Source organism: Streptomyces sp. NPDC003036 (genome assembly GCF_040611175.1).
GTDB lineage: Bacteria > Actinomycetota > Actinomycetes > Streptomycetales > Streptomycetaceae > Streptomyces.
This window is the reverse complement of record NZ_JBEXNO010000003.1, coordinates 130,050-155,109: the sequence shown is the minus strand read 5'-3', so window position 1 is coordinate 155,109 and position 25,060 is coordinate 130,050. Positions and strand designations below refer to the sequence as shown.

Below are 25,060 nucleotides of genomic sequence, written 5' to 3'. Positions count from 1 at the left end.
GTTTCGTACGCGTGTGTCCGGCATCACGGGCGGCATCACGGAACGAAGGCGCGCGTCGGCCGAGTTGCCAGCGCCGGGCCGCGCCGAAAGCATGGCTGTGTGAGCAGCGACGGCGCGTACCTCCGGTATCCCCACCTCCACCAGGACCTGCTGTGCTTCGCGGCCGAGGACGACGTGTGGGTCGCCCCGCTCGCCGCCGAGGGCGAGGCGCCCGGCCGCGCCTGGCGGCTGACCGTCGACCGGACCAGAGTCGGACACCCGCGCTTCTCGCCCGACGGGCGGCACATCGCCTACACGAGCTGGCGCAGCCTCGACCCCGAGATCCACCTGGCGCCGGTCGAGGGCGGGCCCGCGCGGCGGCTGAGTTACTGGGGGTCGCTCGACACGCGGGTGTGCGGCTGGACCCCGGAGGGCGACATCCTGGCAGTGGCCTCGCACGGGCAGCCGTTCTCGCACTTCTCGTGGGCGTACAAGGTCTCCACGGACGGCTCGCCCGGCAAGCGCCTGCCCTGGGGCCCGGTGTCCGACATCGCCGTCGCCGACGTCGACGGGCGGCACCTGACGCTGCTGCTGACCGGCAAGCCGCCGCACGAGCCGGCCGCCTGGAAGCGGTACCGGGGCGGGGCGACCGGACGGCTCTGGCTGCACGGGGAGCGGCTGCTGCCGGACCTCGGCGGCCACCTGGACTGCGCGATGTTCGTGGACGGCCGCATCGCGTTCCTCTCCGACCACGAGGGCGTCGGCAACCTCTACTCCTGCCTGCCCGACGGCACCGACCTGCGCCGGCACACCGACCACGACGCCTTCTACGCCCGGCACGCCTCCTCCGACGGGCGGCGCGTGGTCTACCAGTGCGCGGGGGACCTGTGGATCGTCGACGCCCTGACCCCCGACTCCCAGCCGCGCAAGCTCGCCGTCCGGCTCGGCGGCCCGCGCACCGGGCGGCGCCGCTACCAGGTGCCCGCCGCGAGCCACGTGGACGGGGTGGCGGTGGACGAGACCGGGCGGGCGAGCGCCGTGTCCGTACGGGGCAGCCTGTACTGGCTGACACACCGGGACGGGCCCGCCCGCACGATCGTGGACACCCCGGGCGTCCGCGTACGGCTCCCGGAGATGCTCGGCAGCAGCGGGCGCATCGCGTACGTCACGGACGCGGAGGGCGAGGAGGCCATCGAGATCGCCTACCTGCCCCGGGCCAGCGGCGCCGGGGAACGGCGGCGCCTCGCGGCCGGCGAGCTCGGGCACGTACGGGAGATGACCGCCGACGCGGACGGGGCGCGGCTGGCGATCGCGTCCCACGACGGGCGGCTGCTGCTGCTCGACGTGTCGGAACCGGAAGCCGAACCGGAAGCGGAGAGCGAACCGCAGGGGCTCACCGAGCTGACCCGCTCCATCAACGGCCCCGTCCGGGACCTCGCCTTCTCACCGGACGGCGCGTGGCTCACCTGGTCGCACCCGGGGATCGGCCGGTCCCTGCGGCAGATCAAGATCGCGCGGATCAAGGACCGGACGATCGTCGACGTCACCAACGGCCGCTTCGAGGACGAGAGCCCCGTCTTCACCCGCGACGGCCGCTACCTCGCCTTCCTCTCCTGGCGGGGCTTCGACCCGGTGTACGACGTCCACACCGGCGACCTGTCCTTCCCCCTCGGCTGCCGCCCCTACCTCGTGCCCCTCTCCTCCACCACGCCCTCGCCCTTCGCGCTGTCGCCCGAGGGGCGGCCCGCGGCGGGCGGGCTGGACCTCTCCGAGGAGCAGGAGGGCGACGGGACGGTGGTGGTCGAGTTCGAGGGCCTGGCGAACCGGGTGACGCCGTTCCCGGTCGCCGCGTCCAAGTACTCCTCGCTGGCGCCGGTCAGCGGCGGCGGCCTGGTGTGGCTGCGCTGGCCCATCTCGGGCGCGCTGGGCGAGACGTTCGTGAACCCGGCGGACACCTCCGGGCGGCCCACGCTCGAACACTTCAATCTCACCAAGGCCCGCAAGACCGAACTCGTCGGCAACCTCGACTGGTTCGCCCTCAGCGGCGACGGCACGCGCCTCGTCGTGGTCGACGAGGGCGAACTGCGGGCGGTCCCGGCGACCGAGGTCGGCGACAGCGACACCACGGTGTACGTCGACGCGCGCCGCATCCAGCACGAGGTGGACCCGGGCGCGGAGTGGCGGCAGGCGTACGCGGAGGCGGGGCGGATCATCCGCGCGTACTTCTGGGACCCGGGGATGAGCGGCATCGACTGGGCCGGGATCCTCGACCAGTACCGGCCCCTCGTCGAACGCGTCGCGACACCCGACGAGTTCGCCGACCTCCTGCGCGAGGTCCTCGGCGAACTCGGCACCTCGCACGCGTACGTCACCGCCGCCCGCCGCAACGAAGGGCCGCCGCACTACCAGCGGGCGCAGGGCCTGCTGGGCGCCAACTTCGTGTGCCGCGACGGCCAGTGGACCGTCAAGCGCATCCTCCCCGGCGAGTCGTCCGACTCCAAGGCCCGCTCCCCGCTCGCCGGTACGGGCATCCGCGAGGGCGCCGTCCTCACCCACGTCGACGGCCGGCCCGTGGACCCCGTCGCCGGCCCCTACCCGCTCCTCGCGGCGGCCGGCGGCACCACCGTCGAGCTGACCTTCCAGCCCGCGGGCGGCGAGGGCCGCTCGCGGCGCGTCGCCGTCGTCCCGCTCGTCGACGAGCGGCCGCTGCGGTACCAGGACTGGGTCGCCAAGCGCCGCGAGGTGGTCCGCGAGCTGAGCGGCGGCAAGTGCGGGTACCTCCACATCCCGGACATGGGCGGCTCGGGCTGGGCCCAGTTCAACCGCGACCTGCGGCTGGAGGTGGCGCGGCCGGCCCTCATCGTGGACGTACGCGGCAACGCGGGCGGCCACATCAGCGAGCTCGTCGTCGAGTCCCTCACCCGCAAGATCCTCGGCTGGGACCTCACGCGCGGCGCCCAGCCCGTCTCGTACGCCTCCAACGCCCCGCGCGGCCCGATCGTCGCGCTCGCCGACGAGGCCACGGCCTCCGACGGCGACATGATCACGGCGGCCTTCAAGCTGCTGAAGCTCGGGCCCGTGGTGGGGCAGCGCACGTGGGGCGGGGTCGTCGGGATGACGGGGCGTCACCGGCTGGGGGACGGCACGGTGATCACGGTGCCGATGAACGCGGCGTGGTTCGACGAGTACGGGTGGTCCGTGGAGAACCACGGGGTGGCGCCGGACATCGAGATCCTGCGGACCCCGCTGGACTGGGCGGAGGGCCGCCACCGCCAGCTCTCCGACGCGGTCGAGGTGGCGCTCCAACTCCTGGACTCCCACCCGGCGTCCCGGCCCCCGGACTACTCCCAGGTCCCGTCCCTGAAGCGGCCGCCGCTGCCGCCGCGTTCCGGGTGAGCGGAGGCTTTCCCCCACCCCGCCCCTCCCCGTAACTGGAGGCTGCGCCCCCAGACCCCACTGGCGGCAGCTTCGCGCCGCCCCTAAGGCGCCCACCGGGGGGCGGATGCACCCACGGTGGATCGGTCCCGACTCCGTGAGAGGGCCGGGGGCGGAGCGTGGGGGGTGGCCGGACGTAAAACGACTGAACGCGCGCGAAGCGCGGTGAACGAGAGTCCGGCCACCCCCCACCGGAGCCCCCGGCACCCGCCCAGTGCCCACCGGGCAGCAAGCACCGGGCAGCGGCGCGCAGCGGCGCGCACGCGCGCAACGCGAAGGGCGCACCCGGCGTCCCGGGTGCGCCCCTGCTTCAACCGCGCGTCACGTCACGTCGCTTCAGACGTCGTAGCTCCGGTCCGCCCGCTCCTGCGCCGCCCGCGCGTCCTCGTCGACGCCCGGTCGACGCTCGTCACGCTGCTGGCGGCCCTTCTGCGTACGCTGCTGCGCCTCGCGCTTCGCGTCCTGCGCACGCTGCTTGGCCTGCTCCTTGAGCTCCTGCGACTTGTCCTTGAACTGGTCCGAGATGCCCATCGAGGTCACTCCTGAAAGTGGTGGTGTGGGGGGTGCGGGGGCCGTTCGGCCCCCGGCCTCGACCAGCGTGGCACGGCGCGACATACTGCGCATTTCGATCAAGCGGTGACGGTTCCGTCACGCTCCGTGCGCGCCTTTTCGTCGGCCTCTCCCCCCGCTCCCACCAGCCCCGTCGGCACGTTCCCGAGGCGCGGCTCGAAGCGCCGCATCTCGCGCTGCCCGACGGTGGCGATGAGGCCGGGGAGGTAGCCGCGTACGGACTGCATGCCGCGCAGCCACCACTGCGCGTACACGTGGGCCGAGCGCCGCTCGATGCCGGCGACGATCCGGTCGACGGCCGGGCCGAGGGGGTACGTGCGGTTCGACGGCCACGGCAGCCGCTGCCGCAGCTCGCGCATGACGTCGTCCTGGTCGGCGCCCCGGACCATGTCGGTGTCGGTCCACGACAGGTAGCCGACGCCCACGCGGACGCCCCGGTACCCGACTTCCGCGCGCAGGCTGTGCGCAAAGGCCTCCACGCCGGACTTGGAGGCGCAGTACGCGGTCATCATGGGCGCCGGGGTGATGGCGGCGAGCGAGGCGATCTGGAGGAGGTAGCCGCGGCTTTCGAGCAGGACGGGCAGGAAGGCGCGGGCGGTGACGGCGCCGCCGATGAGGTTGACCTCGATGACGCGCCGCCACGCGTCGGGGTCGGACGCGGTGAAGGGGCCGCCGGCCGCGACGCCCGCGTTGGCGACGACGATGTCCACCTTGCCGAAGCGCTCCTTCACCTCGCCCGCCACCCGGGCCATCGCCTCGTGGTCGGTGACGTCGACGTGCCACCAGTCGCTCTCGGTGTGCAGCCGCCCGGAGACCTGCTTGAGCTGCTCGGGCTCCAGGCCGAGGAGCGCGATCCGCGCGCCGCGCGCGGAGAGTTTGCGGGCCAGCAGCTCACCGACGCCGCGCGCGCCGCCCGTGACGACGGCGACCTGGCCGTCGAGGCTCACCTTGCTCATGCCGCTTCCTCCTTCTGCGTCAGGTACGTCGTCACCAGCGCGCGGATGCGGGCCGTGACGGCCTCCGGCGCCTCCACCGGCGTCATGTGCCCGACGCCCACGAGTTCGTCGACGCCGACGCAGTTCGGCAGCGCGGCGGCGATCGCCCGCGCGTGCACCGGCGGGGTGAGCCGGTCGGCGGCACCGACGATCACGGCGGTCGGCGCCGTCAACTCCCGTACGCCCGCCTCCAGGTCGAGCTCGGCGAGGACGCGCGACCAGGCGACCCGGACCGCGCGCGGGCAGGCGTGCACGATACGGGCGCACTCGGCGACGGCGGCCGGCGCGGAGCCGGGGCCCATGGTCCCGTACTTGAGGAGCGCCTTCGACACCGGCGTGACCGGCCCGAGGGGCGCCCGCGCACCCAGGACGGCACGGGTGAGCCGGGTGCGCAGCCTTCCGGCGCGCAGCGGCAGCACCAGCGACTCGGCGACCAGGCGCGAGGCGCCAGTGCTGCACAGCAGGACGGCGGCGGCGCGTTCGCGTACGCCGGGCCGGGCGGCGGCCGCCATGAGGGTCATGCCGCCCATGGAGTGCCCGGCCAGCACGGCCTTCTCGCCGGGCGCGAGGGTGACGGCGAGGACGGCTTCCAGGTCCTCGGCGAGGGCGTCGGTGGAGTACCCGTCGCGCCCCACCGCCGGCGTACGGCCGTGCCCGCGCTGGTCGTAGACGATGACGCGGTGGTCGGCGGCGAGGTCGCGTATCTGCGCCGCCCAGAACTCCGTCGAGCAGGTCCAGCCGTGCGCCAGCACGACCGCGGGCGCGCCGTCGGCGCCGTACACCTCGACGTGGAGGGGGGAGCCGTCCGCGGAGTTCGTGTTGATCACGTTCATCGGGCAGCAGCCCCTTCCTGCAGCCGGACGACTTCGTACTCGCTCAGGTCGACGGAGCGCGTCGCGCGCCGGAACTCGCTCGTGGTGCCGGGCCACAGCGTGGTGTTGCGGCCGTTGGCGTCGAGGTACCAGCTGTCGCAGCCGCCGGACTTCCACACGGTGCGCTCCATGCGGGTCTGTACGCGTCGGTTCCAGGCGGCGACGGCGGACGGCCGGGCGGCGAGGGCGGCGCGGCCGCCCGGGCGGTCCAGCACGTCGAGTTGGCGCAGGTAGTCGGCCATGTAGTTCAGCTGGGACTCGATCATGAGGATCATGGAGGAGTTCCCGAGCCCGGTGTTGGGGCCGATGATGGTCATCCAGTTGGGGAATCCGGCGGCGGTCGCGCCGCGCAGCGCCTCCATGCCGTCCTTCCACGCCTCGGCGAGAGTGATCCCGTCCGCGCCCACGACCCGCTCGGCGATGGGCATGTCGGTCACGTGGAAGCCGGTGGAGAAGATGACGGCGTCGACCTCGGCCTCGGTGCCGTCGGCGGCGACGAGCGTGCGCCCCCGCACCTCGGCGAGGCCGGAGGCGACGACGTCCACGTTGGGCCGGGCGAGGGCCGGGTAGTAGTCGCTGGACAGCAGGATCCGCTTGCAGCCGATGCGGTACGACGGCGTCAGCTTGGCCCGCAGCGCCGGGTCCTTGATGGCCCTGGCCATGTTGGCCTTGGCGATGGACTCGACGAGTCCGAGCTCGGCGGGCCGCTTGGTGAAGGCGCTGACCTGCAACTCCCGAATGCCCCAGAGCAGTCCGCGCCGCGCCTTGCCGGTGAAGGGCAGCTGCCGGTGCAGCCACCGCTCGGCGCCGGTGATGGGGCGGTCCATGCGGGGCATGACCCACGCCGGGGTGCGCTGGAAGAGGGTGAGCCGGCCGACCTCGGGCTGGATGGACGGCACGATCTGGATGGCGGACGCGCCGGTGCCGATGACGGCGACGCGCTTGCCCGCCAGGTCGTAGTCGTGGTCCCAGCGGGCGGAGTGGAAGACCCGGCCGCCGGACTCCTCGAAGGAGGCGAGCCCGGGGATGTCGGGGATCTTCGGGTCGGACAGCGGCCCGGTCGCGGAGACGACGACGTCGGCGGTGAGGGTGCCCCGCGTGGTCTCGATCCGCCAGCGCAGCGCGTCGTTGTCCCACGTCATCATCGTGACTTCGTGGCGGAAGCGGAGGTGGGGCCGCAGCCCGAAGGTGTCGGTGACGTGCTCCAGGTAGGCGCGGATGTGCCGCTGGCCGGAGAAGGTGCGCGGCCAGTCGGGGTTGGGCGCGAAGGAGAAGGAGTACAGGTGGGACGGCACGTCGCACGCGCACCCCGGGTAGCTGTTGTCGCGCCAGGTGCCGCCCACGGAGTCGGCGCGCTCCAGGACGACGAAGTCGGTGATCCCCTCGCGGCGCAGCCGGACGGCGGCCCCGAGGCCGCCGAATCCCGATCCGATCACCGCCACTCGTACGTGCTCGTGCTGGCCCATGCCGCCTCCGCATACCCGTCCGCATGACTTTGCCAGCAATCGCTGGCACGGTTGGGAGGGTAGAGCAGCTCCTTACCGAGCGGTAGGGGTCTCGCGCGGAAAAGTTACCGGCGGTACGACATAGGGTTGCGGCTGTGGCAGACGAGGGGACGACCACCGGGGGCGCGGCGGTGCAGGAGACGGCCGCGGAGACGATCACGGAGACGGCGCCGCGCGAGTACCGCGTCGAGGAGCTGGCCGCCGCGGCCGGCATCACCGTGCGCACCCTGCGCTTCTACCGCGAGCGCGGCCTGATCCCGCCGCCCCGCCGCGCGGGCCGCATCGCCTGGTACGGCCCCCACCACCTGGCCCGGCTGCGGACGATCGCCGCCCTCCTGGAGCGCGGCCACACCCTGAACGGCATCGCCGACCTCGCCGCCGCCTTCGAGAGCGGCCGCGACGTCGGCCAGGTGCTGGGCCTCGGCGAACCGACCGAGGAGGAGCCGGTCCGGCTCACCCCGGAGCAGCTCGCCGACCACTTCGGAGACCAGGTCACCCCGGAGAACTTCGCGGCCGCCCTGGACCTCGGCTACCTCGCCACCGACGGCGAGGAGATCGTCCACGTCAGCCGCCGCCTGCTGGAGGTCTCGGCCGCCCTGGTCAAGGAGGGCATCCCGCTCTCCGCCGTCCTGGCCGCCGCCGCCCGCGTCCGCGAACACGCCGACGCGCTCGCCGGGCTCTTCGCCGACCTGCTGCGCGCGCACGCGGGCGGCGAGGCCGACGCCGTACGGCTGCGCCCGCTGGCGAAGAGCGTGGTGGAGGCGGAGGTGTCCATGGCGCTGGACCGCCGCCTGCGCGGCCTCAGCTCGTAGACACCGGCATCGGCAGCCACCAGCGCGCCTTGTAGATCCCGCCGTTGGCGAGCTCGTACGTCCCGGCCGGCCGGTGCACCGCCACCTTCCGGGTCCACCAGGTCTCCCCCAGCCCGCTCTCCGGCACGGTGGAGACCACCTGGCCGGTCACCGGGTCGTTGCCGACCGCCTTGACCCGGGCGCGGCTGATGTCCGCCGCGCCCGTGAAGTCCTGCGTGAAGGCGCGGGCGCTCTTCACGTACTGGTACACGGCCGACCCGCTGCTCACCCACAGCCGGTCCGGCCGCCCGGCGACCTGCCCGAGGTCGTGCCCGTGCGGCGTCGGCAGCGGCACCTCGAAGGCCTTCATCAGCACCGGCCTCGCCGCCGTGCCGCCGACCCTCAGCGCCACGAGCCGCTCGCCGCCCAGCGCCCACAGCACCCGCCGCGCGCCGTCCCACTGGAGGCCGTGCGCGTCTTCCAGGGCGTACGACGCGAACGGCACGTCCGCCGGCCCCTGGGAGGCCGCGTAGAGGCGTACGACATCGCCGGTGCTGCCCGCGACGGCCACGTTGCCGTTGGGCAGGAGCTCGATGCTGTGCGGGTTGACGCGCGTGGTGCCGGGCGCGAGGGTGCCGCCCCAGTGGCGCCGCCCCGACGGGTACTCCACGACGGCGGCGAAGCCGTACGAGGCGACGGTGAGGACGTACGTCCTCCCCTGCCAGGTGCGGACCTTGGCCTCGCTGGGGTGGACCCAGCTGAGGCCCGGCTCCAGGTCGGAGTACCGGGGATCACCGAGCGGCGAGAACTCCCACCGCACGGCGGAGGGATCGGCGGCCGGGTCCCAGGCGCGGCGCGCGCCGTCGAGCAGCAGGACCCGTTTGGACGCCTGATCGGTGAGGAGGACGTCGGGCGTCCCGGCGGGGATCTCGGAAGCGGGAACCGGGACGGAGGCCGACGTCGGTACGGGGGCGGTCAGCGGCAGCGCGAGCGTGACCGCGGCGAGCAGGGCGGACCTGAGCGTTCGTACGGTGGCGATGCGCACGAGAGCTCAGCGTGCCAGAAGCATTCCCGCGAAGTGATGCTCCCCACACCTGCTCTGACAGATCATCACTTCCGGAACCGGGAACTACCGGTTTCCGGACGACAGCTCGTACACCGCCGTCACCGGCGCGTGGTCGCTCCAGCGCTCGCCATGGGAGGCGGCGCGCTCCACCCAGGCCTTGACGGCGCGGGCGGCCAGGCCCGGGGTGGCCACGTGGTAGTCGATGCGCCAGCCCGCGTCGTTGTCGAAGGCGCGGCCGCGGTAGGACCACCACGAGTACGGGCCCGCCTGGTCGGGGTGGAGGGCGCGGACCACGTCGACGTAGCCGCCGTCACCCTCGGCGAGGACGCGCGAGAGCCAGGCGCGCTCCTCGGGGAGGAAGCCGGAGCTCTTGCGGTTGGCCTTCCAGTTCTTGAGGTCGGCCTCCTGGTGGGCGATGTTCCAGTCGCCGCAGACCAGCACCTCGCGTCCCTCGGACGCCGCCCGCTCCCTCAGCTCCTTGAGGTACGGGAGGAAGGCGTCCATGAAGCGGACCTTCTCGTCCTGCCGCTCCGTACCGACCTCCCCGGAGGGGAGGTAGAGGCTGGCGACCGTGACGCCCGGCAGGTCGGCCTCCAGGTAGCGGCCGCTGCCGTCGAACTCGGACGAGCCGAAGCCCACGCGCACCGCGTCCGGCTCGCGCCGCGTGTAGAGGGAGACGCCCGCGCGGCCCTTGGCGGCGGCCGGGGCGTGCGCCGCGAACCAGCCGTCGGGCGTGCGGACCGCCTCGGGGAGCTGGGACTCCTCGGCGCGCACCTCCTGGAGGCAGAGCACGTCGGCGGCGGTCCCGGCCAGCCATTCCACGAAGCCCTTCTTCGCGGCGGCGCGCAGGCCATTGACATTGGCGGACGTCACAGTGAGCATCCCGGCACGATAACCGACCACGGATAGCCGCATACATGTACCATCCCCCGTATGCTTATCCGCCCGGTCCCCTTCGACCACCCCGACGCCGTCAAACTCAACGATGCCGTCCAGCTCGAATACGCCGAGCGGTACGGCGACGAGGGCGATCTCACACCGCTCGACCCCTCGATGTTCCGCCCGCCGCACGGTCTGTACCTGCTCGCGTACGACGAGCGGGACCGCCCGGTCGCGACCGGCGGCTGGCGTACGCAGGACGAGAACGACGAGGGGTACGCCGACGGGGACGCCGAGCTGAAGCGCATGTACGTGATCCCCGAGGCGCGCGGCCTGGGCCTGGCCCGCCGCATCCTCGCCGCCCTGGAGGAGGACGCGCGCGCCGCCGGGCGGACCCGGATGGTGCTGGAGACCGGGGACATGCAGCCGGAGGCGATCGGGCTGTACACGTCGAGCGGGTACGAGCCGTGCGCCAAGTTCGGCTACTACCGCGAGTACCCGAACAGCCGCTGCTTCGCGAAGCCGCTGACGTAGCCGCCGAAGCAGTTGCTGACGCGCTCCTGACAACCGGCCCCCGCCCGTGGGACCCTGCCTCACGCACGGCACGCACCGCTGATCCGCACCGCTCTTCGTTCCCCCACCCTGCCCGGGCCGCGCGACCGCGCCCGGGCACGGCAGAAGGAGACATGCGTGAGACGCCACCGCACCGCCACGGGCATCCTGCTGACCGTCGGAGCCCTCGTCACGAGCGCCCTGTCCACGACGGCCGCCACCGCGGCCGGACCGGCGCCCTCCCCCGCCCCCGCCCCGGCGTCCAAGACCGTCACGGCCGCCGAGCAGCAGGGCGCCCGCGCCTTCTGGACCGCCGAGCGCATGCGCGCGGCCACCCCGCTGGACCTGGAGCTCACCCCGCGGGCGCTGAAGAAGCTCAAGGCGCCGCAGCCGGGCAAGGAGACCACCACCGTCGCGCCCACCGCCTTCCCGCAGGCGGGCGGGCCCTGGACCGGCGGCGGGGCGGTGGTCAAGACGTCCGGGCGGGTGTTCTTCACCTTCCAGGGCCGTACCGCCTCCTGCTCCGGCAACGCCGTCACCAGCCAGAACGCCAGCACCGTCATCACGGCCGGCCACTGCGTGAAGTACCAGGGCAGCTGGCACACCAACTGGGTCTTCGTGCCCGCGTACGACAACGGCCAGGCGCCCTACGGCCAGTGGACCGCCACCAAGACGCTGACCACCCCGCAGTGGGAGGCGAGCGAGGACATCAACCACGACATCGGCGCGGCGGTCGTGGCCCCCCTCAACGGCCAGAAGCTCACCGCCGTCACCGGCGCGCAGGGCATCCAGTTCAACGGCGGCTACAACAAGCCGATGTACGCCTTCGGCTTCCCGGCCGCCTCCCCGTACGACGGCTCCAAGCTGATCCACTGCAGCGGGAACTCCTCCAAGGACTTCCTCTTCTCGCAGGACCACAGCCTGGCCTGCAACATGACCGGTGGCTCCAGCGGCGGTCCCTGGTTCACCGGCTTCAGCGAGTCGACCGGCACGGGTCTGCAGGTCTCGGTGAACAGCTTCGGCTACACCTTCCTGCCGAACCGCATGTTCGGCCCGTACTTCGGCGATGTGGCGAAGGCGCTGTACGACAAGGCGCAGGTGTCCTGACCCGATCACCGGTCGGGCCCGGCGGGGCACCCCCGCCGGGCCCGATCGGGCTACGGCCGCAGAGCCGCGTCCACCAGCGCCCGGATCTCGTCGCGCAGCCCGCCCGCATCCGCCGCGGGGCCGGTCAGCCGCTCGAAGACCAGCCCGTCCACGCACGCCAGCAGCGTGACGGTCCGCCCGTCCGGGTCCGCGACCCCGTGCGCGGCGAGGACGGCCCGCACGGCGTCGCGCGCGGCGTTCTCGCGCGGCACGAGAACCTCCCGCAGCTCCGGGTGGTACACGCTCTCCACCGTGCACGCGTACCGGGCGAGCGTCCGCCGCCGCCCCTCCCCCGTCAGCCGCGCCTCGCTGAACCGCGCCAGGGCTTCCGCCAGTTCGTCCGGGTCCGCTTCCGGCCGCAGCGGCGCGCTTTCGGCGGCCTCCCCCAGCTCCGTCTGGTCAAGCTCGACCAGTCGTACGGCAAGGGCGGTCAGCAGCGCCTTGCGGGTCCGCAGGTACGCCGAGGTCGTGCCGGTCGGCAGCCCCGCGGCGGCGTCGACGGCGCGGTGCGTGAGCGCCCGCATGCCGCCGTCCGCGAGGACGGAGAGGGCGGCGTCGGCGAGGACGGTACGGCGATCCCTGGTCATGGCCCCTTTCTACACCCGTAGTAGCCTCCTTCTACATCTGTAGAAGCATCCGTAGAAGGACCCTAGGGGGAATGATGCGGCCTGGACGAGCAGTGGTGATCGGCGGCGGGATCGGCGGCCTCGCGGCGGCCCTCGGGCTTCTGCGCACCGGCTGGCGGGTCACCGTCGTCGAACGCGCCCCGGACGCCCTGGCCGACGCGGGCGCCGGGATCTCCCTCGCCGCCAACGGCATCCACGCCCTGGACGCGCTCGGCGCCGGGCCCGCCGTCCGTGCGGCGGCGCGCCGCCAGCTCACCGGCGCCACCCGCACCCCGGGCGGCCGGGTGCTCGCGCGGATGGACGGCCACGCCCTGGAACGCGCCCTGGGCGCGCCGATCCTCGGCATCCCGCGCGCCACCCTGCACCGGCTGCTGCGCGCCCCGCTCCCGCCCGGCACGCTGGTCAACGGCGCCGAGGTGACGGCCGTCGACGACGACCCGGACGCGCCGCACGCGCGCGTGCGCACCGCCGACGGGCGGGCGTACGACGCCGACCTCGTCGTCGCGGCGGACGGCATCAACAGCCGCGTCCGGGCGCGGCTGCTGCCCGACGCGCCGGGCCCGGCGTACAGCGGCTCCACGGTGCTGCGGGCGATCACCGAGCGCCCGGTGGACGTGGGCGGCGCCGACTTCCAGCTGACCTGGGGGCGGGGAGCCGAGTTCGGCCACATCCTCTTCGCCGACGGGCGCGCGGAGTGGCACGCGGTGCTCAACGCGTCGAAGGGCGTGCGCCCGCGCGATCCGCTCGACGCCCTGCGCCGCCGGTTCGCCGACTGGCACGACCCGATCCCCGCACTGCTGGCGGCGACGGCGCCCGGCGCGGTGCTGCACCACGACATCAACGAGCTGGCCACGCCGCTGCCGACGTACGCCGTCGGGCGCGTCGCGCTGCTCGGCGACGCCGCCCACGCCATGACGCCGCACCTCGGCCAGGGCGCCTGCCAGGCCCTGGAGGACGCCGTGACCCTGGCCGCCGCGGCCGCCGAGGCGCCCGACGTCCGTACGGCGCTGGCCCGGTACGACGCCGAGCGGCGCCCGCGCAGCCAGGCGGTCGCGCTCGCCGCCCGCCGGGCGGGCCGGATGGGGCAGCAGCTCGCGCACCCGGCCGCCGTCGCCGTCCGCAACGCGGCGATGCGGCTCACCCCTTCGGGCGCGACGATTCGGACGATCCTCCGTCACGCGTCCTGGACACCCCCGGAGCTTCGGCCAGAGTTGGCCAACTCGTAGGGGTGCGGGGGTCGAAACGTTCATCCTGCGCATGGACACCGCCGTGTCCCGCCGCACACTGAACGACGAACGACACCTCCGTGAACCAGGAGTACGCCCATGGCCCCTCACCGCACCGCGGACCTCGTCTTCACCGGTGGCCCCGTCCACACCGTGGATCCCGTGCGCCCCCGGGCGAGCGCCGTGGCCGTCCGCGGTCGGCGCATCGTCGCCGTCGGTGGCTCCGAGGTCCACGGGCTGATCGGTCCGCGCACCGAAGTCGTGGACCTGCGCGGCCGGTTGCTGATACCGGGCTTCCAGGACGCGCACGTCCACCCGGTGGGCGGCGGCGTCGAGATGGGCCGCTGCGACCTGAGCGGGGCCACGACGGCGGAGGCGTACCGCCGCCGTATCCGGGAGTACGCGGACGCGCACCCGGAGGCGGAGTGGATCACCGGGGGCGGCTGGTCGATGGAGGCCTTCCCCGGCGGCACCCCGGACCGCCGGTTCCTGGACGAGCTGGTCCCCGACCGGCCCGCGTACCTCGTCAACCGCGACCACCACGGCGGCTGGGCCAACTCCCGTGCCCTGGAGCTCGCCGGGATCACCGCCGACACCCCCGACCCGGCCGACGGCCGCATCGAGCGGGACGCCGACGGGCGCCCCACCGGCATGCTCCAGGAGGGCGCGATGACCCTCATCGCCGCCCTCGTACCGGCGCCGACCCTCGACGAGCTGGCCGCGGGCCTGCTGCGGGCGCAGGAGCTGCTGCACTCGCTGGGCGTGACGGCCTGGCAGGACGCGCTGCTCGGCGACCACGCGGGGATGGCCGACCCGGCGCCGGCGTACGCGGCCGCCGCGCGCTCCGGGAAGCTCACGGCCCGGGTCGTCGGGGCGCTGTGGTGGGACCGGGCGCGCGGCCTGGAGCAGCTTCCGGAACTGCTGGCGCGGCGCGAGGAGTTGACGCACGGCAGGCTGCGCGCCACGACCGTGAAGATCATGCAGGACGGCATCGCCGAGAACCACACGGCGGCGATGCTCGGCCCCTACCTCACCGCGTGCGGCTGCGCCTCCGACAACTCCGGCATCTCCTTCATCGATCCGAAGGCGCTCGCCGAGTACGTCACCGCCCTGGACGCGCACGGCTTCCAGACGCACTTCCACGCGCTGGGCGACCGTGCGGTGCGCGAGGCGCTCGACGCCGTGGAGGCCGCGCGGGAGGCGGGCGGCGGCGCCGACACCCGGCCGCACCTGGCGCACCTCCAGGTCGTCCACCCCGACGACGTACCGCGCTTCGCGCGGCTGGGCGCGACCGCGAACATCCAGGCGCTGTGGGCCGCGCACGAGCCGCAGATGGACGAGCTCACGATCCCGTTCCTCGGCCCGGAGCGGGCCGCCTGGCAGTATCCCTTCGGCGACCTGCTGCGCGCCGGGGCGCGGCTGGCGGCGGGCAGCGACTGGCCGGTCAGCAGCCCGGACCCGCTCGCGGCCCTGCACGTCGCGGTCAACCGCGTCCTGCCGGAGGACGGTCCGGGCGCGCCGGTGTTCCTGCCGGAGCAGCGCATCGGCCTGGACGCCGCCCTCACCGCGTACACCGCGGGCAGCGCGTACGTGAACCACCTCGACGACACCGGCGTCATCCGCGCCGGCAACCTCGCCGACCTGGTGGTCCTGGACCGCGACCCGTTCGCCGCGCCGCCGGAGGAGATCGCCGCGACGCGGGTCCTCCAGACCTTCGTCGGCGGGGCGCGCGTCTACGCGTACAGCTGATCCAGGAAGGCGGAGAGCTTGCCCCGGGTCCGCTCGATCTGCTCCTCCACGGTGAGGCGCTCGTCGAAGCGCGCGCCGGACTCGGGGCGCTTCTTGCCGCGTACGTAGAGGGAGCAGTCGAGGTCGGTGCACACGTACAGCCCGACCGAGTTGCCCTCGCGGCCCGCCGTCCCGGCCTTGCGGGCCGTCATCAGCGAGACACCGCTGAGGGGGTGGGTGGTCAGGCAGATCGAGCACAGACTGCGGCGCAGCCCGGCGGCCTGCCGGGAGGCGAGGCGCAGCGCGACACCGACCACCTTCTCGCCGCGCTCGGCGACGATATAGGCCCGGTCGGGCGCGGAGAGGTCGCGCCAGCCGAGGAAGTCGAGGTCGTCCCACGGCCGCTCGGCGAGGTCCCGCGGGAGGGGGAGGCGGGCGGCTTCGCCCTTCGAGCAATTGACGAACGAGGCACGGATGGTGCGGTCACTGACTGCCTTCATGGTGAAGGACCGTAAACGGCCTAGGACCACTAGGCAAATGATTAATTCCCCTAGGCAGGGGGCCGGTACGCACACAACGCGAAGCCCCCGCCGGGATTCCCGGCGGGGGCTTGGATGTGCGTGGACCTGAGGGGATTTGAACCCCTGACCCCCTCGATGCGAACGAGGTGCGCTACCAGTCTGCGCCACAGGCCCTTGCGACGTGTGAAACATTAGCATCCCGATCGGGCTGCTTGGAAATCCGTTCCCCGTCGGTGGCGGCGGAGGAGACCCGCGTCACTCATTGGCCGCGCGGGGGCGGTCCTCGTCCGCGTACTGGTCGAAGAGCGGGGTGCGGCCGTGGTCGCGGGTGCGGCGGGGCGGGGGCGCGGTGGCGCTCGGGTTCGGGTTCTGGCGGGTGGGCGGGGGCGGGGTCGGCTCGGCCACCGAGGAGCGGGCGGCGCTCCAGGTCTCCGGGTCCGTGACGTCCACGCCGCCGGTCGCGCGCGGCGCCACCGGGGCGGTGACGTAGGTGGGGAGCGGCACCGGGACCGGGTCCCAGCTGTCGCCGCGCGCCGGGCCCCGGTCGCGCTGCTGGTCCACCCACTCCGCGTGGTCCGTCTGCTCCACCAGCGCGCGGCGGCCCGCCTCCTGCGGGGACACCGTCGGCGCCGGCTCCGGCTCGGGACCGGCCGACTGCGGGTCGGCGGGCTGCTCCGGGGCGGGCCGGGGGCGCCGGCGGCTCTCGCGCAGGCGCTGTGCGGCGGCCTCGGCGCGGCGCCGGTCCATGACGTACACGAACCGGTGGCGCTCCTGGGCGCGCAGGTGCACGATGTACGCGCTGAGCAGGACCGCCGGGATGCCCGGGGCCCACAGGAAGGCGAGGCCGCCGACGGCCGCGACGATCGCGCCGAGGGTGAACGCCAGGAACAGGACCACGGTGGTACGCCGGCGCCGGGCCAGGACCCGGGAACGGCGGGCCCGTTCGGCGGCGGCGGCCGCCGCGCGCGGGCCCGCCGGGCGGGGCCTGGCGGGCGGCGCGTCGGGGACCTCCAGGCGCGCCTCCGTCAGGGCCGGGGGCGCGGCGAAGGCCCGGACGTCGACGGAGCTCAAATGCTCCGTCTCGGCGTCCGGGTCGGCCTCGGGCCCCACCTGTCCGGCGGTGCGCCGGTCCAGCTCCTTGGCGTATCGGCGCTCCATCCCCGCCCGTCCGGACAGGAGCCGGATGGCGGTGCTGAAGCGTTCCGTCGGACGGGCCTCGTTCAGCTCGTCCTGCCGTCGGAGCCACATCGGCACCAAGTAGGCGGCCCAGGCCCCGACGATGACTGCGTAGATGAGGCCGCTGCTGCTCACATCCCACACCGTAGAGGGGTTCGCAGCAGGCCATCGGCCAATTGGGCCGGTGTGTCGCACGATCTGGCTGATATCACTGAATTTTTTTGTGATTGGTCAGACCGGTTCTGGTCGACTCACGCTTTAATTCGAACACATTTCTTATTTACCGGGGTGTTCCCGGTCGGGCCCGGTGCCAGCGGCGCAGGAGCCCCTCCGGGACCTCCTCCGCCGTGAGGGCGAAGACGAGGTGGTCGCGCCAGTCGCCGTCGATGTGGAGGTAGCGCGGACGCAGGCCCTCCTCGCGGAATCCCAATTTCTCGACGACCCGGCGACTGGGCGTGTTCTCGGGGCGAATGCAGACTTCGATCCGGTGCAGTCCCACCGCGCGGAAGCAGTGGTCCACGGCGAGCGCCACGGCGGTCGGCATGACACCGCGCCCCGCGACCTCGCGGTCCACCCAGTACCCCACGTGGCCCGAGCACATCGAGCCCCAGGTGATGCCGGCCACCGTCAGCTGGCCCACGAGCCGCCCTTCGTACTCGATCACGAAGGGCAGCATCCGGCCCGCGTTCGCCTCGGCGCGCAGATGGCGGACCATCTGGCGGTACGTCGGGCGCTCCACCAGCGGGCCGCCGGGGGCGGGCGGCGGGATGGTGGCCTCCCAGGGGCGCAGCCAGTCGCGGTTGCGCCGGTTGACCTCGCGCCAGGCCCGCTGGTCGCGCAGCTTTATCGGGCGCAGGGCGACCCGTCCGTCCACCAGGGTCACGGGCCAGGCGGGGTTCATGACGGTCTGGGGTGGTCGCCGCCGCGCAGCTGGTCGACCGCGTGGACCAGGATCCGGCCGAGGACGGCCAGGCCGTCGCGTACGCCGCCGGTGGAGCCCGGCAGGTTCACGATCAGGGTGCCGGCGGCGACCCCGGCGAGCCCCCGGGAGAGGGCGGCCGTCGGGACCTTGTCGCGGCCGTACGCGCGGATCGCCTCCGGGATGCCGGGGACCTCGTGGTCGAGGACGCGCCGGGTGACGTCGGGGGTGCGGTCGGTGGGCGAGATGCCGGTGCCGCCGGTGGTGACGATGACGTCGTATCCGGCGGAGACCCCCTCGCGCAGGGCGGCCTCCACGGGGTCGCCGTCGGGGACGACCACCGGGCCGTCGACGGCGAAGCCGAGCGCGGTGAGACCCTCGACGAGGACCGGGCCGCCCTTGTCCTCGTACACCCCGGCGGACGCCCGGTTGGAGGCGGTGACGACCAGGGCGCGGTACGCCGGCCCCTGGGCCTCCTGCTCGGCCTGCGGCTCGTGCGTGCCGTGGACGTCGTGCGCGCCGTGGACGTGGCCGGCCCGGGGGGTCACTGGGCCGCTCCGTCCGCCTCGCCGGCGCGCCGGTAGTCGCCGGACTTGCCGCCGGTCTTCTCCTCCACCCGTACGTCGGTGATGACGGCCGCCTTGTCGACGGCCTTCACCATGTCGACGACGGTCAGCGCGGCCACCGACACGGCGGTCAGCGCCTCCATCTCGACGCCCGTGCGGTCGGTGGTCTTCACGGTCGCCGCGATCTCGACCGCGTCGTCCGCGACCGTCAGGTCGAGCTTCACGCCGGAGACGGCCAGGGGGTGGCAGAGCGGGATCAGGTCGGGGGTGCGCTTGGCGCCCATGATGCCCGCGATACGGGCGGTGGCCAGCGCGTCCCCCTTGGGGACGCCTTCGCCGCGCAGCAGCTCGACCACGCGGGGGGAGACCAGGACCCGGCCGGTGGCGCGGGCGGTGCGGGCGGTCACGTCCTTCTCGGAGACGTCGACCATGCGGGCCGCTCCGGCCTCGTCGATGTGCGTCAGGCTGCCTTGCGTACTCACTGCTGAACTCCGCCTCGCGTGTTCCGGCGCCGATTGCCCCGCCACGGCCCATTGTCGCGCCGGCGGGGGCCGGGGGTGGTCCCCCGGGAAGGCACAGCGGCAGACACCGTACCGCCACACCCGTCCCGTCAGCCGATGAGGACCACGTCCAGCTCGGCGCCCGGCTCCACGGTGGTGGTGTCCTCCGGGACGACGAGCAGCGCGTCCGCGTGCGCGAGGGCGCCGATCAGGTGGGACCCGGCGCCGCCCACGGGGGTGACGGTGCCCGCTTCGGCGTCGTACCGGCCGCGGAGGAACTGGCGCTTGCCGGACGGCGACGACAGCGGCTCGTCGGCGGCGAGGGCGGCCCGTACGCGCGGGCGGTGGACGTCCGGGCGGTCCGCCAGCCCCATGAGGGCGCGGATGGCGGGGCGGACGAACAGCTCGAAGGAGACGTACGAGGAGACCGGGTTGCCCGGCAGGGCGAGCAGCGGGGTGTGCTCGGGGCCGATGGAGCCGAAGCCCTGGGGCTTGCCCGGCTGCATGGCGAGCTTGCGGAAGTCGATGCCGCTGCCCGGCTCGTCCTGGTCGCCGACGGAGGACAGGGCCTCCTTGACGACGTCGTACGCGCCGACGCTGACGCCGCCGGTGGTGACCAGCAGATCGGCGCGGATCAGCTGGTCCTCGATGGTGGCGCGGAGCGTGTCGGCGTCGTCGGTGACGGCGCCGACCCGGTACGCGATGGCTCCGGCGTCGCGCGCGGCGGCGGCCAGCACGAAGCTGTTGGAGTCGTAGATCCGGCCGGGGCCGAGCTCCTCGCCCGGCTGGACCAGCTCGCTGCCGGTGGAGAGCACGACCACGCGCGGGCGGGGACGCACCCGCACGGTGCCGCGGCCGATGGCGGCGAGCAGGCCGATCTGCGGCGGCCCGAGGACCGTGCCCTCCTCCAGGGCGAGGTCGCCCGCCTGGACGTCGCTGCCCCGCGCGCGCACGTGGGCGCGGGGCTCGACCGGGCGGTGGACGCGGACCTCGCCGCTCGCGCCCTCGGGGGCGGCGCTCGCGGCGCGCATGGTGGTGGCGGGCGCGCCGCCGGTGCCGCCGTCGGTCCACTCGACCGGGACGACGGCCTCGGCGCCGGGCGGCAGCGGCGCGCCGGTCATGATGCGGGCGGCCTGGCCGGGGCCCACGGTGGGCAGTCCCCCGCTGCCCGCCGCGACGTCACCGATGACGGTGAGGACGGCCGGGAACTCCTCGCTGGCGCCGGTGACGTCCGCGACCCGTACCGCGTAGCCGTCCATGGAGCTGTTGTCGAAGGGCGGCAGGGCGACGGGCACCATGACGTCCTCGACCAGGACACAGCCCTGGGCGTCGGGCAGCGGCAGCTCGATGGGGTCGAGCGGGCGGATCGCGCCGAGGATGTCCTCCAGGTGGTCGTCCACCGACCAGGTCGTGCTGCTCAATCCCTACATCTCCTCGGTGACGTAACGCTGAAGCCAGGAACGGAAGTCCGGTCCCAGATCTTCACGTTCGCACGCGAGTCTGACAATCGCCCGCAGATAGTCGCCTCGGTCACCGGTGTCATAGCGGCGGCCCTTGAAGACGACGCCGTGGACGGGGCCGCCGACCTTCTCGTCGGCGACGAGCTTCTGGAGGGCGTCGGTGAGCTGGATCTCGCCGCCGCGGCCCGGCTCGGTCTCGCGGAGTATCGCGAAGACGGCCGGGTCCAGGACGTAGCGGCCGATGATGGCGTAGTTGCTGGGCGCCTCGGCGGGGTCGGGCTTCTCGACCAGGTTGGTCACGCGGACGACGTCGGAGTCGCCGGTCGACTCGACGGCGGCGCAGCCGTAGAGGTGGATCTGGGAGGGCTCGACCTCCATGAGGGCGATGACGCTGCCGCCCTCGCGCTCCTGGATCTCGATCATGCGCTGGAGCAGCGGGTCGCGCGGGTCGATGAGGTCGTCGCCGAGGAGGACGGCGAAGGGCTGGTCGCCGACGTGCGGGGCGGCGCACAGGACGGCGTGGCCGAGGCCGCGCGGGTCGCCCTGGCGGACGTAGTGCATGGTGGCCAGGTCGTTGGACTCCCGCACCTTGCCCAGGCGCTCCTGGTCGCCCTTCTTGACGAGGGCTTCCTCGAGCTCGTAGTTGCGGTCGAAGTGGTCTTCGAGCGGCCGCTTGTTGCGGCCGGTGATCATCAGTACGTCGCAGAGGCCGGCGCCCACGGCTTCTTCGACGACGTACTGGATGGCGGGCTTGTCGACCACAGGGAGCATCTCTTTGGGAGTGGCTTTCGTGGCCGGCAGGAACCGGGTGCCAAGGCCTGCGGCCGGGATGACAGCCTTGCTGATCCTGTGGTGCGACTGAGTCATGCGGAGCACCCTATCGGGTTGGTATGGGCGGAAGATTAGCGTCCGGTTAACTTCCCTCCCATAAAGGCGTATATGAGGGGTTTGAGAGTTCATGATGACCGGCGGCATGTCAGAAAAGGCCGCTCTGCGGCGCCAACTGCTCGACGCGCGGACCCTTCTGACCAGTGAGGACGTCGAAAAAGCGGCCTTGGTTCTCGCCGAGCTGGCCCTCAAGCTGCCCGAGCTGCGCAGGGCCCGGACGGTCGCCGCATATGTGTCGGTGGGGAGCGAACCGGGCACGCGCGCGCTCCTCGACGCGCTGCGCGCCCGGGGCGTACGCGTCCTGCTGCCGGTGCTGCTGCCCGACAACGACCTCGACTGGGCCCTCTACGAGGGCCCTGAGCGGCTCGTACGGGCCCGGCGCGGGCTCCTGGAGCCGTCGGGGCCCACCCTGGGTGTGGACGCCGTCCTGGAGGCCGACACGGTCCTGCTGCCGGGCCTCGCCGTCGACGCGCGGGGCATGCGCCTGGGGCGGGGCGGCGGTTCGTACGACCGGGTCCTGGCCCGCTTCGTACGGGCCGGGGAGGATCCGTACCTCGTGGTGCTGCTCTACGCGAACGAGGTGGTCGAGCGGGTCCCGGAGGAACCGCACGACCACCCCGTGCACGCGGTGGTGACCCCGGACGTCACGCTGCGCTTCAGGCCCTTCCGGGGCCTGATGGCGTGAGACGGCGCCAGTCGGCCTTTACGGCTTGAGCACCAGCCGGTCGACGGTCTTGGCGTCCACCGCCCGGTCGCTGTAGGCCCAGTCGAGCAGCTCGCCCCTGGCCCACATCTCCGTCTGGTCGGTGTAGTGCGCGTTGTAGGCGTGCCCGGAGGCGCCGGTCAGGTTGATCCAGCGGGACTTGTCCCAGTCGCCGACGTTCACCACCATCCGCATGGACGGGACCCAGACGACCTCGTAGCCGGCCGCGGCGTTCCAGCCGGTGGCGTTGACCGCCGCCTCGCCGCCGGACAGGTTCCAGGGGCCCCGGTTCAGCAGGAACTGCAGGAAGCCCGGGCCCTCGGTACCGAGGGTCTGGTTCTTCAGGGTCAGCTGGTGCAGCCGGCCCCAGCTCCAGCTGCCGACGTCCTTGCCGAGCTTGGCCGTCAGCTCCCAGCGGGCGTCGACCATGGCGCGCTTGAGCAGCTCGTCGCGGGTGTTGGTGCCCTCGTCGATGCGGCTGGCCGGCGACTGCCACCACCCGTTCTTCTCGTCCTTCAGGAGCGGGCGGACCACCTCGAACCAGCGGTCGCCGCCGTCCGGCTGGGCGGTGTCGCCGTCGCGCTGGCCGCACTCGCGCACGAGCTTGTTCTGCTCGTCGATGGGGCTGGTGGAATCGGCCGGGCGCACGTTGAGGCACTCGCCCTTGACCCGCAGCTCCTTGGGGAGCTTGTCGCCGAAGGCGAGCTTGAGGACGTTGCGCCACACCGCGTTGAAGTAGGCGGCCGCGCCGGAGTCGGCGTCCTGGGTGTAGTCCCAGCCCTCCAGGAGCTTCTGGGCCTCACGGACGTAGGGGTCCGAGATGTCGATCTTGAGCAGGTAGGGCGTCAGCATCTCGGCGATCTCGCTGCTGTTGTCCATCTGCATGGTGCGCATGTCGTCGGTCGAGATCTTGCCGCCGTCCTTGATCTTCGACTCGATGAGGTCGTTGATCCGCTGGCTGCGCGAGCCGGCTCCCCAGTCCTTGGTGAGCAGATGCGGATACTTCTCCGCGTCGATGACGGCCTGGTTGGCGGTCACGATGTAGCCGCGGTCCGGGTTCTCCTCGTAAGGGAGCTCCTCGAACGGGACCGGGTCCTTCTTCCACTGGTACTTCGGGTCCCAGCCGGGCGCGGGCATCGTGCCGTCGTGACCTTCGGCGCGGACGGGGATCCTTCCGGGTGCCTGGTAGCCGATGTGGCCCTCGGCGCCCTTGGCGTCGGCGTAGATGAGGTTCTGCGACGGCACCTCGAAGTCGCGGGCGGCCTCGCGGAACTCCTTGAAGTCCTTGGCGCGGTTCAGCTTGAACACGGCGTCCATGGACTTGCCCGGGTCCAGGGCGGTCCACCGGAGGGAGACCGCGTAACCGTCGCCGCGGTCCGGGGCCGAGGCGGTCACGGGGGCCTTCTCGCCGACCTTCTCCAGCTCGTTGCTGCGGTCGGAGACCAGGGGGCCGTTGTTGGTCGTCCGGACGGTGATGGTCCGGCTGCCGCCGCCCGCGATCTTGATCGTCTCCTCGCGGGTGGTGAAGGGCACTTCCTTGCCGCCGTACTGGTAGCCCCGGTCGGAGACCTTCTGGAGGTAGAGGTCGCTGACGTCGGCGCCCAGGTTGGTGAAGCCCCAGGCAATGTCCTGGTTGTGACCGATTATTACACCGGGCATACCGGAGAAGGTGTACCCGGCGACGTTGTAACGGCACTTGTCGGACACCTCGCGACAGTGCAGGCCCATCTGGTACCAGAGGGACGGCAGCTGGGGCGCCAGGTGCGGGTCGTTGGCCAGGAGCGGCTTTCCGGTGGTCGTGTACTTGCCGGAGACGACCCAGGAGTTGGATCCGATGCCGTTGCCGTTGGGGCCGAGGAGCGCCGGGATCTCCTCCAGGGACGCGGACAGCGAGGACAGCTGCGCCTGGAAGCCCTCAGCGGCCCCCTGAGGCGTGCTCGCGCCCCCGCCGGCGCCCGAGGCGCCGGAGCCGTCCACGGAAGCCCCGGAGGTGCCCTCGGAGCCCGCGGAGCCCACCGCACCGGTGTCACCCGTACCTGCGTTCGCGTCCGCGTCCGCGTCGGACGGCTTGGCGGACGGGTCGAACTCGCCCTTGGCGGCGTCCACCCCGCCCTTGTCCACGATCGGCCGGTGCAGGTCGTACGGGTACGCCGGGTAGAGGTCCTTGATCTGCTTCTCGCTGAGCCGGCTGGTCATCAGCGAACGGTCGATCTCCTCCTGCATGTTGCCGCGCAGGTCCCACGCCATCGCCTTGAGCCACGCGACGGAGTCGACCGGCGTCCAGGGCTCGATGGCGTAGTCGTTGTCGAAGGCGAGGGCGGCGTACTCGACGGAGATGTCACGGCCCTCCTTGCCCTTCAGGTAGGCGTTGACGCCGTCCGCGTACGCCTGGAGGTACTTCTTGGTCTCCGGCGACAGCTTGGTGCGGTACTCCTCCTCCGCCACCCGGTGCCAGCCGAGCGTGCGCAGGAAGGCGTCCGTGTCGACCTGGCCCTTGCCGAACATCTCGGAGAGCCGGCCGGACGTCATGTGGCGGCGTACGTCCATCTCCCAGAACCGGTCCTGCGCGTGGACGTACCCCTGCGCGCGGAACAGGTCCTCGTCGGTGGAGGCGTAGAGCTGGGGAACGCCGTATCCGTCGCGTTTGACGTCGACGGGGGCGCTCAGCCCTTCGAGGTCGATGGTGCCGCTGGTCTGCGGGAAGGGGGCGCGCACCGTGCTGACGGTCCAGTAGGCCCCGTAACCGACGCCCGCGACCAGCGCCAGCACCAGAGCGAACACGAGCAGGCGGGCGCGTCGCCCCTTCTTCTTGGTGGAAGCGGCGGTGGTGTTGGCGGGCATCGCTGTCCTTCGAGGCGCAGGCTGGTCCTGGTGTGCTGGGAGCAACCATAGGCGCAGCGCTCGCCGGGCCCGGACGCGGTGTCAGTACGGGGCGCTCTCAGGGGGTCTCGGCGGGC

21 protein-coding genes, 1 tRNA gene and 1 pseudogene are annotated in these 25,060 nt (G+C 73.1%); 7 read left to right on the top strand and 16 right to left on the bottom strand.

The features are described from left to right. Positions 1 to 99 precede the first annotated feature (99 nt). Entirely contained in the window at positions 100 to 3,375 is a 3,276-nt protein-coding gene (locus ABZX67_RS03580; protein ID WP_355353842.1) for a S41 family peptidase, read from the top strand. Between the two features lie 375 nt (positions 3,376 to 3,750). On the opposite strand, the gene ABZX67_RS03575 is transcribed toward ABZX67_RS03580, so the two are convergent. The 4 genes from ABZX67_RS03575 to ABZX67_RS03560 form a co-directional block, all read right to left on the bottom strand. Continuing rightward, entirely contained in the window at positions 3,751 to 3,945 is a 195-nt protein-coding gene (locus ABZX67_RS03575) for a hypothetical protein (protein ID WP_355353839.1), read from the bottom strand. Positions 3,946 to 4,043: 98 nt separating this feature from the next. Next, the gene (locus ABZX67_RS03570) at positions 4,044 to 4,940 is read right to left on the bottom strand and encodes an SDR family oxidoreductase (protein ID WP_355353836.1); all 897 of its coding nucleotides are present in this window, start codon (positions 4,938 to 4,940) and stop codon (positions 4,044 to 4,046) included. Further along, positions 4,937 to 5,812 carry an alpha/beta hydrolase gene (locus tag ABZX67_RS03565; protein ID WP_355353833.1) on the bottom strand — a complete coding sequence of 292 codons (876 nt, stop codon included), beginning with the start codon at positions 5,810 to 5,812 and terminating at the stop codon, positions 4,937 to 4,939. The genes ABZX67_RS03570 and ABZX67_RS03565 overlap by 4 nt, the downstream gene beginning before the upstream one ends. Beyond that, on the bottom strand, positions 5,809 to 7,317 hold the full coding sequence (locus ABZX67_RS03560) for an NAD(P)/FAD-dependent oxidoreductase (protein ID WP_355353830.1): 1,509 nt from the start codon (positions 7,315 to 7,317) through the stop codon (positions 5,809 to 5,811). Before ABZX67_RS03560 ends, ABZX67_RS03565 begins: the two co-directional genes overlap by 4 nt. 194 nt (positions 7,318 to 7,511) lie before the next feature. Between ABZX67_RS03560 and ABZX67_RS03555 the strand changes: the two genes are divergently transcribed. Then, a complete protein-coding gene (locus ABZX67_RS03555) occupies positions 7,512 to 8,168 on the top strand; it encodes a MerR family transcriptional regulator (RefSeq protein ID WP_355354117.1) in 657 nt (218 codons plus the stop codon). On the opposite strand, the gene ABZX67_RS03550 is transcribed toward ABZX67_RS03555, so the two are convergent. Continuing rightward, a complete protein-coding gene (locus ABZX67_RS03550; RefSeq protein ID WP_355353827.1) occupies positions 8,158 to 9,192 on the bottom strand; it encodes a DUF6528 family protein in 1,035 nt (344 codons plus the stop codon). The genes ABZX67_RS03555 and ABZX67_RS03550 overlap by 11 nt on opposite strands. A gap of 84 nt (positions 9,193 to 9,276) precedes the next feature. After that, complete coding sequence (locus ABZX67_RS03545) at positions 9,277 to 10,095, bottom strand: exodeoxyribonuclease III (RefSeq protein WP_355353824.1); 819 nt, start codon at positions 10,093 to 10,095, stop codon at positions 9,277 to 9,279. Between the two features lie 51 nt (positions 10,096 to 10,146). Here ABZX67_RS03545 and ABZX67_RS03540 point away from each other — a divergent pair, with 51 nt between their 5' ends. Further along, complete coding sequence (locus ABZX67_RS03540) at positions 10,147 to 10,626, top strand: GNAT family N-acetyltransferase (RefSeq protein WP_355353821.1); 480 nt, start codon at positions 10,147 to 10,149, stop codon at positions 10,624 to 10,626. 156 nt (positions 10,627 to 10,782) lie between these two features. After that, on the top strand, positions 10,783 to 11,751 hold the full coding sequence (locus ABZX67_RS03535) for a peptidase (RefSeq protein WP_355353818.1): 969 nt from the start codon (positions 10,783 to 10,785) through the stop codon (positions 11,749 to 11,751). Positions 11,752 to 11,801: 50 nt separating this feature from the next. Here ABZX67_RS03535 and ABZX67_RS03530 read toward each other — a convergent pair whose 3' ends face one another. Continuing rightward, a complete protein-coding gene (locus ABZX67_RS03530) occupies positions 11,802 to 12,377 on the bottom strand; it encodes a TetR family transcriptional regulator C-terminal domain-containing protein (RefSeq protein WP_355353815.1) in 576 nt (191 codons plus the stop codon). Between the two features lie 71 nt (positions 12,378 to 12,448). Between ABZX67_RS03530 and ABZX67_RS03525 the strand changes: the two genes are divergently transcribed. Together ABZX67_RS03525 and ABZX67_RS03520 are read left to right on the top strand one after the other, a co-directional pair. After that, complete coding sequence (locus tag ABZX67_RS03525; protein ID WP_355353812.1) at positions 12,449 to 13,642, top strand: FAD-dependent monooxygenase; 1,194 nt, start codon at positions 12,449 to 12,451, stop codon at positions 13,640 to 13,642. A 99-nt stretch (positions 13,643 to 13,741) separates the two neighbouring features. Continuing rightward, complete coding sequence (locus ABZX67_RS03520; protein ID WP_355353809.1) at positions 13,742 to 15,391, top strand: amidohydrolase; 1,650 nt, start codon at positions 13,742 to 13,744, stop codon at positions 15,389 to 15,391. Here the strand turns inward: ABZX67_RS03520 and ABZX67_RS03515 are convergent. The 8 genes and pseudogenes from ABZX67_RS03515 to galU form a co-directional block, all read right to left on the bottom strand. Continuing rightward, entirely contained in the window at positions 15,376 to 15,870 is a 495-nt protein-coding gene (locus tag ABZX67_RS03515; RefSeq protein ID WP_355353801.1) for an FBP domain-containing protein, read from the bottom strand. The two genes, ABZX67_RS03520 and ABZX67_RS03515, sit on opposite strands and share 16 nt — an antisense overlap. Before the next feature lie 121 nt (positions 15,871 to 15,991). Further along, positions 15,992 to 16,065 (bottom strand) — tRNA-Ala (locus tag ABZX67_RS03510). Between the two features lie 81 nt (positions 16,066 to 16,146). Next, positions 16,147 to 17,202: a hypothetical protein gene (locus ABZX67_RS03505; protein ID WP_355353798.1), complete on the bottom strand. Its 1,056-nt coding sequence runs from the start codon at positions 17,200 to 17,202 to the stop codon at positions 16,147 to 16,149. Positions 17,203 to 17,347: 145 nt separating this feature from the next. Beyond that, entirely contained in the window at positions 17,348 to 17,950 is a 603-nt protein-coding gene (locus tag ABZX67_RS03500; RefSeq protein ID WP_355354114.1) for a GNAT family protein, read from the bottom strand. Positions 17,951 to 17,964: 14 nt separating this feature from the next. Continuing rightward, positions 17,965 to 18,435 carry a MogA/MoaB family molybdenum cofactor biosynthesis protein gene (locus tag ABZX67_RS03495; protein ID WP_355354111.1) on the bottom strand — a complete coding sequence of 157 codons (471 nt, stop codon included), beginning with the start codon at positions 18,433 to 18,435 and terminating at the stop codon, positions 17,965 to 17,967. Positions 18,436 to 18,530: 95 nt separating this feature from the next. Further along, positions 18,531 to 19,129 (bottom strand): annotated as a pseudogene (moaC, locus tag ABZX67_RS03490) (cyclic pyranopterin monophosphate synthase MoaC). A gap of 33 nt (positions 19,130 to 19,162) precedes the next feature. Further along, positions 19,163 to 20,473, bottom strand: coding sequence for a gephyrin-like molybdotransferase Glp (gene glp / locus ABZX67_RS03485; protein WP_355353795.1), 1,311 nt, complete (start codon positions 20,471 to 20,473; stop codon positions 19,163 to 19,165). A gap of 3 nt (positions 20,474 to 20,476) precedes the next feature. Beyond that, entirely contained in the window at positions 20,477 to 21,379 is a 903-nt protein-coding gene (gene galU / locus ABZX67_RS03480; protein WP_355353792.1) for a UTP--glucose-1-phosphate uridylyltransferase GalU, read from the bottom strand. A 94-nt stretch (positions 21,380 to 21,473) separates the two neighbouring features. Between galU and ABZX67_RS03475 the strand changes: the two genes are divergently transcribed. Beyond that, on the top strand, positions 21,474 to 22,085 hold the full coding sequence (locus tag ABZX67_RS03475) for a 5-formyltetrahydrofolate cyclo-ligase (RefSeq protein ID WP_355354108.1): 612 nt from the start codon (positions 21,474 to 21,476) through the stop codon (positions 22,083 to 22,085). Positions 22,086 to 22,103: 18 nt separating this feature from the next. Here the strand turns inward: ABZX67_RS03475 and ABZX67_RS03470 are convergent, their stop codons facing one another. After that, a complete protein-coding gene (locus tag ABZX67_RS03470; RefSeq protein ID WP_355353789.1) occupies positions 22,104 to 24,944 on the bottom strand; it encodes a penicillin acylase family protein in 2,841 nt (946 codons plus the stop codon). Positions 24,945 to 25,060: the final 116 nt, after the last annotated feature.

Coding starts and splice junctions, on each gene's coding strand:
- ABZX67_RS03515 (WP_355353801.1), bottom strand. CDS start 15,870: ATGAAGGCAGTCAGTGACCGCACCATCCGTGCCTCGTTCGTCAATTGC.
- ABZX67_RS03540 (WP_355353821.1), top strand. CDS start 10,147: ATGCTTATCCGCCCGGTCCCCTTCGACCACCCCGACGCCGTCAAACTC.
- ABZX67_RS03560 (WP_355353830.1), bottom strand. CDS start 7,317: ATGGGCCAGCACGAGCACGTACGAGTGGCGGTGATCGGATCGGGATTC.
- ABZX67_RS03545 (WP_355353824.1), bottom strand. CDS start 10,095: ATGCTCACTGTGACGTCCGCCAATGTCAATGGCCTGCGCGCCGCCGCG.
- ABZX67_RS03565 (WP_355353833.1), bottom strand. CDS start 5,812: ATGAACGTGATCAACACGAACTCCGCGGACGGCTCCCCCCTCCACGTC.
- ABZX67_RS03470 (WP_355353789.1), bottom strand. CDS start 24,944: ATGCCCGCCAACACCACCGCCGCTTCCACCAAGAAGAAGGGGCGACGC.
- ABZX67_RS03530 (WP_355353815.1), bottom strand. CDS start 12,377: ATGACCAGGGATCGCCGTACCGTCCTCGCCGACGCCGCCCTCTCCGTC.
- ABZX67_RS03520 (WP_355353809.1), top strand. CDS start 13,742: ATGGCCCCTCACCGCACCGCGGACCTCGTCTTCACCGGTGGCCCCGTC.
- ABZX67_RS03475 (WP_355354108.1), top strand. CDS start 21,474: ATGACCGGCGGCATGTCAGAAAAGGCCGCTCTGCGGCGCCAACTGCTC.
- ABZX67_RS03525 (WP_355353812.1), top strand. CDS start 12,449: ATGATGCGGCCTGGACGAGCAGTGGTGATCGGCGGCGGGATCGGCGGC.
- ABZX67_RS03570 (WP_355353836.1), bottom strand. CDS start 4,940: ATGAGCAAGGTGAGCCTCGACGGCCAGGTCGCCGTCGTCACGGGCGGC.
- galU (WP_355353792.1), bottom strand. CDS start 21,379: ATGACTCAGTCGCACCACAGGATCAGCAAGGCTGTCATCCCGGCCGCA.
- ABZX67_RS03575 (WP_355353839.1), bottom strand. CDS start 3,945: ATGGGCATCTCGGACCAGTTCAAGGACAAGTCGCAGGAGCTCAAGGAG.